Source organism: Rhizobium sp. AN80A (assembly GCF_030053015.1).
Classification (GTDB): domain Bacteria; phylum Pseudomonadota; class Alphaproteobacteria; order Rhizobiales; family Rhizobiaceae; genus Rhizobium; species Rhizobium metallidurans.
This window is the reverse complement of sequence record NZ_JASJPX010000003.1, coordinates 289329-302931: the sequence shown is the minus strand read 5'-3', so window position 1 is coordinate 302931 and position 13603 is coordinate 289329. Positions and strand designations below refer to the sequence as shown.

General features: G+C 63.1%; 10 protein-coding genes and 2 pseudogenes. 5 read left to right on the top strand and 7 right to left on the bottom strand.

Annotated features, from left to right (window positions below):
• Positions 1-119 precede the first annotated feature (119 nt).
• Both P3R82_RS13045 and P3R82_RS13040 read right to left on the bottom strand, forming a co-directional pair.
• Positions 120-1302: pseudogene (locus tag P3R82_RS13045) on the bottom strand (benzoate/H(+) symporter BenE family transporter).
• A gap of 244 nt (positions 1303-1546) precedes the next feature.
• Positions 1547-2130 (bottom strand): annotated as a pseudogene (locus tag P3R82_RS13040) (ATP-dependent Clp protease proteolytic subunit).
• Positions 2131-2382: 252 nt separating this feature from the next.
• Here P3R82_RS13040 and P3R82_RS13035 point away from each other — a divergent pair.
• The gene (locus P3R82_RS13035; protein ID WP_283194145.1) at positions 2383-3195 is read left to right on the top strand and encodes a DUF2076 domain-containing protein; all 813 of its coding nucleotides are present in this window, start codon (positions 2383-2385) and stop codon (positions 3193-3195) included.
• A 125-nt stretch (positions 3196-3320) separates the two neighbouring features.
• Positions 3321-4112 (top strand): glycosyltransferase family 25 protein, encoded by a 792-nt coding sequence (locus P3R82_RS13030; RefSeq protein ID WP_283194144.1) that lies wholly within the window; start codon positions 3321-3323, stop codon positions 4110-4112.
• A 2-nt stretch (positions 4113-4114) separates the two neighbouring features.
• Here the strand turns inward: P3R82_RS13030 and queF are convergent, their stop codons facing one another.
• The gene (gene queF / locus P3R82_RS13025) at positions 4115-4579 is read right to left on the bottom strand and encodes a preQ(1) synthase (protein WP_283194143.1); all 465 of its coding nucleotides are present in this window, start codon (positions 4577-4579) and stop codon (positions 4115-4117) included.
• A complete protein-coding gene (emfA, locus tag P3R82_RS13020) occupies positions 4580-5494 on the bottom strand; it encodes a CDF family cation efflux transporter EmfA (RefSeq protein WP_283194142.1) in 915 nt (304 codons plus the stop codon). It abuts the gene before it with no gap.
• 282 nt (positions 5495-5776) lie between these two features.
• On the opposite strand from emfA, the gene P3R82_RS13015 reads away from it, so the two are divergent.
• On the top strand, positions 5777-6181 hold the full coding sequence (locus tag P3R82_RS13015) for a hypothetical protein (protein WP_283194141.1): 405 nt from the start codon (positions 5777-5779) through the stop codon (positions 6179-6181).
• Between the two features lie 492 nt (positions 6182-6673).
• Complete coding sequence (locus P3R82_RS13010; protein WP_283194140.1) at positions 6674-9217, top strand: autotransporter outer membrane beta-barrel domain-containing protein; 2544 nt, start codon at positions 6674-6676, stop codon at positions 9215-9217.
• A gap of 67 nt (positions 9218-9284) precedes the next feature.
• On the opposite strand, the gene P3R82_RS13005 is transcribed toward P3R82_RS13010, so the two are convergent.
• A complete protein-coding gene (locus P3R82_RS13005) occupies positions 9285-9968 on the bottom strand; it encodes a DUF2161 family putative PD-(D/E)XK-type phosphodiesterase (RefSeq protein ID WP_283194139.1) in 684 nt (227 codons plus the stop codon).
• 10 nt (positions 9969-9978) lie between these two features.
• Positions 9979-10215 (bottom strand): hypothetical protein, encoded by a 237-nt coding sequence (locus tag P3R82_RS13000; RefSeq protein ID WP_183899375.1) that lies wholly within the window; start codon positions 10213-10215, stop codon positions 9979-9981.
• A gap of 278 nt (positions 10216-10493) precedes the next feature.
• On the opposite strand from P3R82_RS13000, the gene P3R82_RS12995 reads away from it, so the two are divergent.
• Complete coding sequence (locus P3R82_RS12995; RefSeq protein ID WP_283194138.1) at positions 10494-11174, top strand: GNAT family N-acetyltransferase; 681 nt, start codon at positions 10494-10496, stop codon at positions 11172-11174.
• A gap of 234 nt (positions 11175-11408) precedes the next feature.
• Here P3R82_RS12995 and P3R82_RS12990 read toward each other — a convergent pair whose 3' ends face one another.
• The gene (locus tag P3R82_RS12990; protein ID WP_283194137.1) at positions 11409-13598 is read right to left on the bottom strand and encodes an anthranilate synthase; all 2190 of its coding nucleotides are present in this window, start codon (positions 13596-13598) and stop codon (positions 11409-11411) included.
• Positions 13599-13603 lie beyond the last annotated feature (5 nt).

Sequence of the window (13603 nt, the reverse complement as noted above, 5' to 3'; positions counted from 1 at the left end):
GGCGCGCGTATTGTCGCGCAGGGCGATACGCCCGCGTGCAATCTGCTCAGAAATCATGATGCCCGTGCTCTTCATGCCGGCCTGTATAGCCGCCGCGCGAAAAACTGGCAAGTGGCCGGCTATTTTTTCCGCGTTTGCACAAATCGCTGCAACGCCATCATCAGCCCACCGGCCAGCAGCCCCCAGAAGGCGCCGGAGATGCCGCCGAAGGAGACGCCGGACGCTGTCACCAGGAATGTGATTGCAGCCGCTTCCCGCGTATCGGGCGCCTGGAAGGCCGCCATGGCGGAGCCGGAGAAGGCGCCGACCAGCGCCAGCCCCGCCACCGCCTGGATCAGGATCGGCGGAGCGAGCGCCACCGATGCGGTCACGGCACCCGCGAGCGGCCCGAGGATCAGATAGCAGACGCCGCAGACGATGACCGCCCAGTAGCGTCGCTTTGGATTGGGATGCGCGTCCGGTCCGGCGCACATCGCAGCCGTGATCGCCGCCAAATTGACGGCATGGCCACCGAAGGGGGCCGAGAGCAGCGAGAAGAAACCGGTCGAGGCAAAGAGCGGCCCGGGCTTGGTCTCATAGCCATTGACCTTCATCACCGCGATGCCAGGAATATTCTGCGAGGCCATGGTGACGATGAAGAGCGGCAGCGCGATCGACACGAAGGCAGGCACGTTGAACACCGGCATGACGAATTCGACCGTCGGCACCAGCGACTGGCGAACCGTATCGAGCGCGCCCTCGGGCACATCGACGCCGAAGACCACGACCAGCACGAAGGCCGCCAGCGCCGCCGGCACCGCCCACAGGCGCTTGAACGCGCCGACGACGATCCAGGCAAGCACGATCGGCAGCCCGAGCAGCGGATTGAACCCGATCGCCTTGACCGGCGCGAAGCAGAGCCCGATCAGCACCCCCGCCAGCATCGCATTGGCCAGCGGCGCCGGTATCGCCGCCACCGCCCGCCCGAGCGGCCGAAACAGCCCGGCGATGACGATCAGAAGCGCGCAGACGATGAAGGCCCCGACCGCTGCATTGAACCCGCCCTCGACCACCCCGGTCGAAGCCAGAAGCGCCCCCCGGCGTCGACCAGGCCATGCTGATCGGCAGCCTGGAGGTTGCGCTAAGCACGATCGCGCAAATCCCGAGCGCGACCGACAGCGCCATCAACCCCGAAGCCGCCTGAGCCTCGCTCGCCCCAACCGCCTGCAACCCATGCAGCACGACGGCGAACGAACTGGCGAAACCGACGAAAGCGGTGAGGACGCCCATGAACAGGGCCTGCACGGAGAAGTCTTTAAGCATGAGAAGGTCTCGGGGGCGAGGATGACGCGTCATGCAGCCGTATCGCAAACCTTGGCGCAAGGCCAGATACACCCACTGCCCTCATTCTCGCCCTTGTGGCGGGAATCCAGCCGACGCGCGTCCGCGCGGCGAAAGACTCTTCCCGGCACAAGGCCGGGATGAGGGGCACCTTGAAGCACCCCCACAAACAAAAAAAGCGCCCTCGCCCGCCGTCCGGCAGCCGAGGGCGCTTCGTCTCGTTCGATCAGATTTCGCTCTGCGACGTCACGATGCGCGAGACCAGGCCATAGGCCTTGGCTTCCTCGGCCGACAGCCAGTAGTCGCGGTCGGTGTCGGCGGCGATCTTCTCGTAGGGCTGGCCGGTGGCGGCGGACATGATCTTGTTGAGGCGCTCGTTCATCTTGATGATCTCGCGTGCCTGGATTTCGATGTCGGACGCCATGCCGCGCGTGCCGCCCGAGGGTTGGTGCAGCAGGAAGCGGGTGTTGGGCAGGCAAAGGCGCTGCTCCTTGGGCGCGGCGACGTAGATCAGCGCGCCGGCCGAAGCGACCCAGCCGGTTCCGATCATCCAGACCTTCGGCTTGATGAACTTGATCATGTCGTGGATCGAATCGCCGGACTCGACGTGGCCGCCGGGCGAATTGACGTAGATGCGGATGTCCTCGTCGCTGGCGCGGCAAGCGCCACGAGCTGCGAGCAGACCTTCTGCGCCAGTTCCTGGTTGATCGGTCCATAGATGAAGATGGAACGCGACTTGAAAAGGTTCGCCTCCGTTTCCTTGCCGAGCGGCAGTTCCTTCGTCTTGTCGTCCTGGTCTTCGTCGTTCATTCGAACCTCTCTCACGTAAATTCGGGTTCCCCGCACATAGTGCGACTCAATGCGTAAAACAATGCGTGAAAAAGACAAGCCACGGAACGGGTGAAGATATGGTTTAGGCCCGGATGTTCGCAGGCCGGGCTTACTGAAATGTAACCCGTCGAGGCTTTGAAAAGTCTCAATCCGCACCTACGTCCTTCTCAAGCGTCCATGCGGACCCGCCCCCAGGAACCGCATGCGAACACGCAGCAAAGGAGACAGCCGATGTCACCCGAAGAACGCCAACTCCTGACCGCCCTTTTCGAGCGCGTCCGCACCGCCGCCTCGACCCCGCGCGACCGCGAGGCCGAACAGCTGGTCGATCAAAGCACCCGCGAGCAGCCCTATTCAGCCTATTATCTGGCCCAGGCCGTGATCGTGCAGGAGAAGGGCCTCGAGGCCGCCGCCGACAGGATCAGGCAGTTGGAGGACCGCGTCCGCCAGTTGGAGGCGGACCAGAGCGACAGCCACAAGGCCGAGCAGGGCGGCGGCTTTCTCTCCTCGATCTTCGGCAGCAGCCAGCCGCCGCAGCAGCGGCAACAGCCAGCGCCGACGGAAGGCGTGTCTGGCCCCTGGGGCAGCGCCCCGCGCCAACAGATCCGCGAGAACCAGGGCTTCGACACCGCCCCGCGCATGCAGCAGCAACCTTCCGGCCCCTGGAACCCGCAGATGTCGTCGCCATCGGCCGGCGGCAGCTTCCTGCAGGGCGCGCTCGGCACCGCGGCCGGCGTCGCCGGCGGCATGCTGCTTGCCAATTCGCTGAGCGGCATCTTCGGCGGCAACCATATGGCCTCGCTCGGCCTCGGCTCCGGCGCCTCGCCCGCGAGCGCGCCCACGGAAGAGACCGTCATCAACAACTATTATAGCAATGACGGCGGCCAGCAGGCCTCCGGCGACGCCGACACTACGCGCCAGGTCGCCGATAACAACGACAACGACAACGACGACAGCGGCCTCCAGCAGGCCGATTACGACAACAGCGACGACGGCTTCGACGATCAGTCCGACTTCGGCGGCGACGACAGCTCCAGCGCCTAGCCTGGATAGGATATGCCTATGGCAAGTTTCGGTGAGCGCGCGGGCCGGCCGATTGATAAGCGCTTGCCGCATCGGTAAGGTCCGCCCCGATCATCGAACAGAAGACCATATCGGGCGGGACAGCAGTGAAGACCCTCATCATCAGCCGCAAGGCCGAGGACACCAGGCGGCGCTTTCAGACGCGGCAGATGCAGGCGCTCGGCCTCGATTTCGAGTTTCTCGATGCCTTCGAGGCCCGCGACCTGACGCCGGAGGAGTGCCAGAAGGCGGCAAACAGCTGGCCGAGCCCGACGCTGCGCGAGGATATCGCCTGCTTCACCTCACATCGCATCGCCTGGCGCAGGGTCATCGACGGCGGAAAACGCATGCTGATCCTTGAGGACGACGCGGTGCTGTCGGAAAGCATCGTCGATGCCCTTGCCGGCATCGAGGCGCGCCCGGACGCAGACGACATCGCCTATGATCTCGAATTCGCGCCGCGCGATCATATCCTGGCCAAACGGCCGCTCTGGACCGACGGCATCTATTGCGCCCGGCGCGTGTTCCAGAACCGGGTTGGCCTGGCAGGCTATGTCGTCGGTCCGGGTGCCGCCGCGCGCATGTTGAAGGATACCGAAACCTACGGCCTGCTCGACGCTTATATCTGGCACCGCGCCTGGCTGAAAGCCTACCAGATCGAGCCCGCCCCCGTCATCCAGATGCAGTTCCTCGACGGCAGCGCCGACAAGGCGGCCTTCATCCGCAAGTCGATCGACCGCGCCTTCAAGCCGGGCAAGCTGCGCAAGAACCTGCTCAGGCTGAAGATCGAGGGCATCAGGGCCCGCAACCTGATCCGTGGCTGGCTCAGGAGCGAGAGGCGGCCGTTGCGCATGGACCGCGCGAGTTTCCCCGCCGATCCCGCCAAGCCTGCCGATTGATTTCAGCCGCGACCACGATAGGTCGCGACCCCCTGGTCGGGCAACCATACGCCCTCGGGCGGCTTGCCGGTCTGCCAGAACACATCGATCGGTATGCCGCCGCGCGGATACCAGTAGGCGCCGATCCTCAGCCACTTCGGATCGAGCAGCTCGACGATACGCTTGGCGATGTAGATCGAGCAGTCCTCGTGGAAGGCGCCGTGGTTACGGAAGGAATGCAGGAAGAGCTTCAGCGCCTTGGATTCCACCAGCCATTCGTTGGGAATGTAATCGATGACGATATGGGCGAAATCCGGCTGCCCGGTCATCGGGCAGAGCGAGGTGAACTCGGGCGCGGTGAAGCGCACGACGTAATCGGTGCCGGCATTGCTGGCGGGCACCTTCTCGAGCACCGCCGTTTCCGGCGAGCTCGGCGCTTCGGTCTGTTTTCCCAGCATGGACAGGCTGGAGACGTCTGTATTGGGCATTCAAGCCTCCTTGATGACTTTGACGCGGATGCCGTGGTCGGTTTCGCCCTCCGGCTCGACGTGAATGGCGATGCTGGCGCCCGGATGCACGGCGCGGATGGCATCCTCGAGGCAATCGCAGATATCGTGCGCCTGCCTTACAGACATTGCGGCCGGCACGACAAGATGGAAATCGACGAATGTGACGGTGCCGGCGCGCCGGGTCTTCAGGTCGTGCACGCCGAGCGAGCCCGTCGCATGGGTGGCGATCGCCTGCTTGATCGCCTCCTCCTCCTGAGGCTCGACCGCCTGGTCCATCAGCCCGCCGATCGAATGCGAAATCACCTTCCAGCCCTGAAACAGGATGTTGATGGCGACGAGAATGGCGAGAAGCGGGTCGAAGATCGCATAGCCCGTCGCCAGCGCCAGAACAAGGCCGATCAGAACGCCGATGGAGGTGATCACGTCGGACATGACATGCTGGCCATCGGCCGTCAGCGCCGCCGAGCGATACTTGCGCCCGGTCCGGATCAGGGTCTGCGCCCAAACGGCATTGATCACGGCGGCGAGAAAGTTGATGGCAAGGCCGAGCACCGGCGCATCGAGCATGCGCGGATTGGCGAGATGGCCGACCGCCGCCTGGACGATCAGCAGCGCCGCGACGACGATCAGGACACCCTCGGTGACGGCCGAAAGATATTCCGCCTTGTGGTGACCGAAATGATGATCATGATCGGCCGGCCGCTGCGCGTAGCGGATGACGAAGAAGGCGATGAAGGCGGCAACGACGTTGACCGACGATTCCAGCCCGTCCGACAAAAGCGCCACCGACCCGGTGACCCACCAGGCCACCAGCTTCAGCCCCATGACGCCGAGCGACATCGGGATGCTCCAGAATGCCAGCTTCCGAACCGTGAGGTTGCCCTGTCCGCTCATCTCTCTCCCTCCGTCTGTGCGATGTCCAAACCGGTGCGGATGCGAACGAATTGCAGAAACAATGCCGTTCAAACGCAAAACCGCCCGCGCGAAAATCGCGCAGGCGGCCATTGCTGGGGATATGCGCCCAAAATGGCGATTTGTCAAAGTGGAAGTGTTTGGGTGGCGAGGCGTCACGCTTGTCTAGAGCGGATGCGGCCTCCGCGTCGCGAAAACGTTCTCTGGCCTGGGGTCATCGAACCGAGGGCGGCAAAGCGCCCCCGCTCCAACGGAAAATAGCTCATGCCGCGCTTCTACGGGAAGATGATCTTTGTCGGCCTACTTGCGCCCCTTGCAGTCCCACTCTCCGGCAATGCGGCTGACCGATTGTTTGAGGGACAGTGGCAAAAATCTGAAGGAGCGCCGGAGACTATCCGGATCATCCAGTACGGTGAGACTACTGCGATTTTCAGTAAAGCAGGATGGGCGATGGCGTCTCTACAGCCTGAGACTGGCGGCGTGCTGGCATTGGGAGAGGGAAAATGGACAATCACCGCCAACAGCCCCCCTACGAACGTACGCGTCACTGTAGGATATCGTAACGACCGCCTGTATCTGCTTGTAACGCCGAAGGATGAAGGTGGCTCCACGGAGTACAAGATCATCTTCGAACGGGTGGAGCCCAAATCCAAAAATCGGAGGGCATGACTGCTTAGGGTCGACTGCTGCCTTCCGCTTCGCGCCAGAAGCGGACATCTGGCTGCAACCAATCTTATCGACTTGAACCCCGACCGCGTAGCGGCCTCGATTGCTCACAAACACCACCATAACGTGATTTTCTTGCTCCAGATAATTGGCGGGCTCTGCCTTGGGGAAGAGGCCGAGAGACGGGGTAGAATGCCTTCTCGATCACCCCTCCCTGATTTCTTGCCCGCGACAGTTCATAGAAATCCGCTAAAAACAGATTAAATTACTGATATAAATCAATAATATATGTTGCCGGAGAGACACGAAGTCGCGGTGAAGTTGGCTGCGGCCCGGAATTCCTAATTTACCTTCTTGCGATTGACACACGAACCGGCGACACATCCGCGCGAACTAAATTTCGTTTTTAAAAAACAACTTTATAGCGACGAGGTAGGCGGCGTGCGTGGTATCCTGAATTCTCGAAAATCCGTGTTTTTTGCTGGGGTGAGCGTTTTGGCGCTAGGTGTTGGTGCCACGCTCTCTCCTGCTTTGGCCGCCACCTATACGGCCGGCACCGAAGCGGAATTGAGCAGCGCCATTGCCGGTGCCAACGCCGACGGCGATGCCAATGCGACAATTAAGCTGACGGGCAACCTTGCAACCACCGGAGTGATGCCATCGCCCTCGAAGCCAATCACGATCGACACGCAGGGCTTTACACTTTCAGGCTTCCAGGCACTGAGCTCCAACGGCCAGGCGCTGGTCTTTTCCGGCACCGCGGTTGGAGGCACTGCACAGCGTGGATTCTACTTCACTGCCACGACCGTGGCGACGAACTTCGTCAATAACGGCTCGATAACCGGCGGTGCCGATGGAAGTGCTACGACCAGCTCGGGTATCTCGTTTGCTGGCACAGGCACCTTTGTCAACAATGGAACGGTGACCGGCGGTGAAGACATATCGGCCGGCGTCGGCGGTGGCAGCGGAATTGTTGCCCAGAGAGCCATGGCCATTACAAACAACGGCCTGATCCAAGGTGGCAACAGCGCGTCTAGCGCTGGCGGGATAGGCGTGAATCTTGGTGGATTCGCGACAGCCGCTGTCCCAGCGTCACTGATCAACAACGGCACGATTATCGGTGGCACCGGGGCTTCAGGTGGCGGAACAGGTGTCCGTCTCGCGACTGGCGCAACCTATCTCGAGAACAACGGCACGATCATCGGCGGCACCGGCTCCAACGGGATCACCTTCACCATCGCCAATACCTATATCGTAAACAGCGGAATTATTCGAGGCGGGGCTGGTGCCACCAACGCCATTGGCATTGGAAGTCCGGGAGCAAGCCTGACCTTGGAGCTTCGCGAGGGCTCCGATATCACCGGCTATGTCATCGGAAGCGCCACCGTGTCGGATAGACTGCGCCTCGGTGGGTCCGGGACCGACAGTTTCGACATCTCACAAGTTGGCAACACGCTCGCCTATCAGTATCGCAACTTCGACGTCTTCGAGAAAACGGGCACCGGAACTTGGACTCTCACCGGGGCGGCCACGTCCGCCACGGACTGGACGGTGTATGACGGCACGCTGCTTGTCGGCGACGCCGGCACGACGGCCAGCATTCTCGGCAACATCGACAACCGGGCCACCCTCGGCGGCAGTGGCACCATCGTCGGCAATGTCACGAACTCCGGCACCGTAGCGCCCATCGGCACACTGACCATCTCCGGCGACTACATCGGCGGTGGCGGCACCGTTGCCATCGACGCGGCGCTTGCGGGTGACGCGTCCACCACCGATCGGCTCGTCGTCACGGGCGATACTGCCGGCACCGGCACCGTCCGTGTCACCAATCTTGGTGGCAGCGGTGCACAGACGGTCGAGGGTATCAAGATCATCGATGTCGGCGGCATTTCCGCTGGCACGTTCACGCTCGCCGGCGACTACGTCTACAATGGCGAGCAGGCCGTCGTCGGCGGTGCCTATGCATACCGCCTCTACCAGAACGGCGTTTCAACGCCGGTCGATGGCGACTGGTATTTGCGCTCGGTGCTTCTCGATCCGGCATTGGGCACGACCACGCCGCTCTATCAGCCAGGCGTCGCGATCTATGAAGCATATCCCGAAATGCTGCAGGCGCTGAACGGGCTCGGCACGTTGAAGCAGCGCGTCGGCGATCGTTATTGGCGCACGGCAACCGATCCGGTTGCGGCAAGCGGCCCCGATGGCGTCTGGTTCCGCACCGGCGGCATGCATGGTGGCGTCGATCCCGGTTTCAGCACCAGCGGCGGCAGCTATGACTACAACCTTTGGAAATCCGAGGGTGGCGTCGATGGCGAGCTGTTCCAGAACGATAGTGGCCGCCTGATCGGTGGTGTTTCCGCTCACCTTGGCACGATCTCGGGCGACATCAGCTCGATCTATGGCAACGGCAAGGTCGACACGCTGGGATACGGCGTGGGCGCGACACTGACCTGGTATGGCGAGGACGGCTTCTACGCGGATGCCCAGAGCCAGGCGACGTTCTACGACACCGACCTGAAATCCGATCTGCTTGACGGCTCCCTGACTGATGGTAACAGCGGCTTCGGCTATGCCTTGAGCATCGAGACCGGACGGCGGTTCGCGACCTCGGGCGCATGGACCATCACCCCGCAGGCCCAGCTCGTCTATTCCTCGGTAAACTTCAATGACTTCCGCGATCGCTTCGGCGCCGCCGTTTCGCTCGATCGTGGTGACAGCCTGAATGGTCGCATCGGCGTGGCGCTGGATCACGACGCGAGCTGGCAGCGCGCCGATGGCAAGACGGCAAATGCCAAGCTCTATGGCTCGGCCGATCTCTATTACGAGTTCCTCGATGGCTCCGCCGTCAACGTGGCGGATCTCGTCTTCGGAAGCGAGAACGACCGACTGGCCGCTGGCATCACGCTGGGCGGTGAATATAGCTGGAACGATGGCCGCACGTCGGTCTATGGCGAGGTGATCGCGCGCTCGTCGCTGGAGAATGTCGGCGACAGCTACACTGTCGGCGGCACGGCAGGCCTGCGAGTGAAGTGGTAGTGCGCGTTTTGTCGGCCCATTGCGGAAATGTTCGCAATGGGCCGGAAGCAGAACCGGCGCCGCGCCGCTATTCCCCGCCCTCACCCGCATCACCAACCACCACCGTCTGCGGCCAGCGCAGCAAGGCCGCCTCGCCTGCCTCGTTCAGCGCATAGACGCCCTTTCCCTGCCGGTCGAACCAGCCATAGACGTTGTCGAGCAGGATGCGGCCCGCCTGCGGCGCCCATGTCTTCATGTCGCGCGGCCGCGCCAACCCCTGTTGCAGCGCAGAGGCGCAGATCAGCGCCTGTTGCCGGTAGGCGGTCATGATCGGCGAGCGCGTGGCGCCACCGAGCGCCGGATCGCCTTGTCTTTTCCGATGCTCCCTGACAAGCCGTGTGCGCCGCTTCGGGTTGGTCCTCGGCATCGGCGATACGGAGCTGACGATGACGCTGACCTCGCCGGTATCGGATATCCCCAGCATGCCGATCCCCATCCGCCGGCAGAGATCGCGGTAGCGCCTGTCCGCCTCCCGCCCCCGGCCCTTGGCCGAGACCTTCGCCGCGATCCAGACTTCATCGGCCATCGCCGCCCGGTCGACGGCCTGCAGGATAAGCTCGAGATTGAACGACATCTTCAATTCGCAGACGACAACGACCGGCGGTTCGCCGTCGCTCAGCCCCACGACATCGCAGCTCGCGACCTCCCCCTTCACGACATAGCCGGCCGCCTCCAGAAAGGCCTTCACCGGCGGATAGAGCGAGGTCTCCATCGCGCGGGCTCTACGGATTGAGATCGGCGATCTCGCCGAACTGGGCCAGCAGCCGTGGCGACAGCATGTCGCCGGTCTCCTCGTCGACGGTGATCGCATAGGCCGCCACGCCCGCGAAGCGCTCCGCCATGGCGGACGCGATCTTCTCCGCGCTGATCGGGTTCGACGCCTGCCGCATCTCGCCGGGCACCAGCTTGCCGCGATTGCTGCGGTAAGGGATCACGATAAACTTTTCACCAGTGGACACGCGCAGGATTCCCGATTGATCGTTCCTGAAACGTTCTGATTTGAGGGCGGATGTCAATGGTCTGGGCGGGTGAAAGCATGGGTCGAGGCTGCGTTACCCCCCTCAGCCCTGGCAAACCGAGCCGCGATCCTTCCCAACAGACCCAAAGAGCGGAAATTGAAGCGATCGGCATCATGGCATTGACCGTCAAACGGCTCTAAATTGAGTGAAGGAATTATTGCGTCGGACCGGCCTGCGTCCCGGATACGCCAGCAACGCAATCAGGCAGGAGACCACCAGTGACCCACAGCCTCGACCGCCCCGCCTGGAACGCGCTTCTGACCGTTCATGCCGATCTCGCTGAAGGCGGCCCGCTTGCGATGCGTTATCCGACCTCCATCGTCCCCTTCGCCGCGCCCCGCGACGACACGCCCGAGAGCCTGGAAGCGCTGGCGGCCCTCACCGCGCCGGGCGAGATCATGGCGCTGGTCGAGGCCGACCCAATCACCGTGCCTGATGGCCACGATGTGCTGATCGAAAGCACGCTGGTGCAGATGATCGGCGGCCGGCCATATGAACGCATCGAAGACATGAGCATCGAGCCGCTCACACCCGACGATGCCGAGGAGATGCTGGCGCTGGCGACGCTGACGAAACCCGGCCCCTTCACGCTCGGCGCCCAGCGCCTCGGCACCTTCTGGGGCGTCAAGATCGACGGCCGCCTTGCGGCCATGGCCGGCCAGCGCATGCGCCATCCCGGCCTCTCCGAACTGAGCGGCCTCTGCACCCACCCCGATTTCCAGAAACGCGGCCTCGGCACCCTGCTCTTCCGCTTCGTCGCCGGCGAAATCACGGCGCGCGATGAAGAGGTGTTCCTGCACGCCTATGCCAGCAATACATCGGCGATCGCGCTCTACGAGCAGCTGGGTTTCAAGCTGCGCAGCCGGATGAATGTGAAGATCGTGCAGCGGCGGGGGTGAGGTTTCTGCGGGGCTGGGGACTTCGCCGGCATTGTCGCCAGGATTACCCCCCTCTGCCCTGCCGGGCATCTCCCCCACAAGGGGGGAGATCGACTCGTGGTCAGGTTTTCGCAGACGTTGAGGTTTGAACGAGCGGCCGCTCCCAGCCGATCTCCCCACCTGTGGGGGAGATGCCCGGCAGGGCAGAGGGGGGGTATCACACCCACCAACCTAGCAAACAACTAGCAGCCGACCTCAAGCCGCCCGCGTCGCGCGCTTGCGAGACAGATGCGCCACCACGTTCTCGATCATCCGCATGCCGGCGTCGCCGCCGAGCGTCATGATCGATTCCGGGTGGAACTGCACGGCCGCGATCGGCTCCTTGGCGTGCTCGATACCCATGATCGTGCCGTCCTCGCTCTCCGCCGTGATGATGAAATCGCGCGGCAGGGTCGAGGGGTCGGCGAAGATCGAGTGGTAGCGGCCGACGGTGACTTCCTTGCCGAGGCCTGAGAATACCAGGCCCGGCTCCAGCACGCGGATGCGCGATGGCTTGCCGTGCATGGGAAGCGCCAGGTGACGGAGCTCGCCGCCATAGGCCTCGGCGATCGCCTGCAAGCCGAGGCAGACGCCGAAGATCGGCAGGTCACGGGCGCGCGCCTTCTTGATCGTCGCCTTGCAGTCGAAATCCTTCGGGTTCCCTGGGCCGGGCGAGAGCACGACGAGATCGGGATCGAGCCGATCGAAGATCTCCTCCGGCACCGGCGAACGCACGGTCGAAACCTCGGCGCCCGTCTGGCGGAAGTAATTGGCGAGCGTATGCACGAAGCTGTCTTCGTGGTCGACCAGCAGGATCTTGACGCCCTTGCCCACGGTGGCGACGTCGCGGCTGGCCTTGGCCGTATTGCCGGCCTTGGCATCGCGGATGGCGGAGAGCATGGCGGATGCCTTCAGTTCGGTTTCGGCTTCTTCTTCCTCGGGGATGGAATCGTTCAAGAGCGTTGCCCCTGCCCTGACTTCGGCGATCCCGTCCTTGATACGCACGGTGCGCAGCGTCAGCCCCGTGTTCATGTCGCCATTGAAACCGACCATGCCGATCGCCCCGCCATACCAGGCGCGCGGGCTCTTCTCATGGCTTTCGATGAAGCGCATGGCCCAAAGCTTCGGCGCGCCGGTCACGGTGACGGCCCAGGCGTGGCTGAGGAAGCCGTCGAAGGCGTCCATATCGTCGCGCAGGCGTCCCTCGATATGATCGACCGTGTGGATGAGGCGCGAATACATCTCGATCTGCCGGCGGCCGATGACCTTGACGGAACCCGGCTCGCAGACGCGGCTCTTGTCGTTGCGGTCAACATCAGAGCACATGGTGAGCTCGGATTCGTCCTTCTTCGAGTTGAGCAGCTTCAGGATCTGCTCCGAGTCGGCGATCGGATCTTCGCCGCGCTTGATCGTGCCCGAGATCGGGCAGGTCTCGATGCGGCGGCCCGACACGCGCACGAACATCTCCGGCGATGCGCCGACCAGATATTCCTGGTTTCCGAGATTGATGAAGAAGGAATAGGGCGACGGATTGATCGCCTTCAGCCGCTTGGAAATATCCGAAGGCTTGCTGTCGCAGCGCTCCATGAACTTCTGCCCGGGCACGACCTCGAACAGATCACCCTTGCGGAAGCTTTCCTTGGCCTTGACCACCAGCTCGGAATATTCGCCGGGGCGGTGATCGCTTTTCGGCGGGATCGTGTCGGTGCGCTGGAACGGCTCGGCCGGGATGTCGCCGGCCTTGCCCTCGGTGGTCAACCCGCCCTTTTCGAAATCGTAGCGGTCGATCCAGGCCTTGGCCGAATAATTGTCGACGACCAGAATTTCATCAGGGAGATAAAGCACCATGTCGCGCTGGTCTGAGGGACGCGTCAGCTTCAGGTTGATGGCGTCGAACTGGAAGGCGAGATCGTAGCCGAAGGCGCCATAGAGGCCGAGGCTGGCGTCGGCCTGCGAATAGAAGAGATCGGTAACGGCGCGCAGCACGGTGAAGACGGTCGGGATCTTCGAGCGCTCTTCTTCCGTGAACGCCCGGTCCGGCGCCTTGACGGTGAGATCGAGCCGCCGCCTGGTCGCCGCACCCAGTTCCAGTTCGGAGATCGTCTTCAGCCGCTCGGTGACGAAGCCGAGAATGACCTCGCCGCGCTCGTTATAGGCGTCGATCCAGACCTTGCGGCCGTTGCAGGAAATGCCGAGCGGCGGATCGACCACGGCCGTATCCCAGCGCGTGTAGCGGCCCGGATATTCGTAGTTCGACGAGAATACCGCCCCGCGGCGCTCGTCGAGCTTGTCGATATAGGAGGAGACCGCGTCGGCATAAGGGATCGCCCGGCGCTGCCGCGTGACCGTGATGCCACCCTTGGTCTCGTAAATCTCCGCTCCGTCATCCCTGATGATCGTTACCATTGCTT

Bases quoted from the DNA above. Each gene is read 5' to 3' on its own strand.
- P3R82_RS13035 (WP_283194145.1), top strand. From the start codon at position 2,383: ATGTCACCCGAAGAACGCCAACTCCTGACCGCCCTTTTCGAGCGCGTC.
- queF (WP_283194143.1), bottom strand. From the start codon at position 4,579: ATGCCCAATACAGACGTCTCCAGCCTGTCCATGCTGGGAAAACAGACC.
- emfA (WP_283194142.1), bottom strand. From the start codon at position 5,494: ATGAGCGGACAGGGCAACCTCACGGTTCGGAAGCTGGCATTCTGGAGC.
- P3R82_RS13015 (WP_283194141.1), top strand. From the start codon at position 5,777: ATGCCGCGCTTCTACGGGAAGATGATCTTTGTCGGCCTACTTGCGCCC.
- P3R82_RS13005 (WP_283194139.1), bottom strand. From the start codon at position 9,968: ATGGAGACCTCGCTCTATCCGCCGGTGAAGGCCTTTCTGGAGGCGGCC.
- P3R82_RS12990 (WP_283194137.1), bottom strand. From the start codon at position 13,598: ATGGTAACGATCATCAGGGATGACGGAGCGGAGATTTACGAGACCAAG.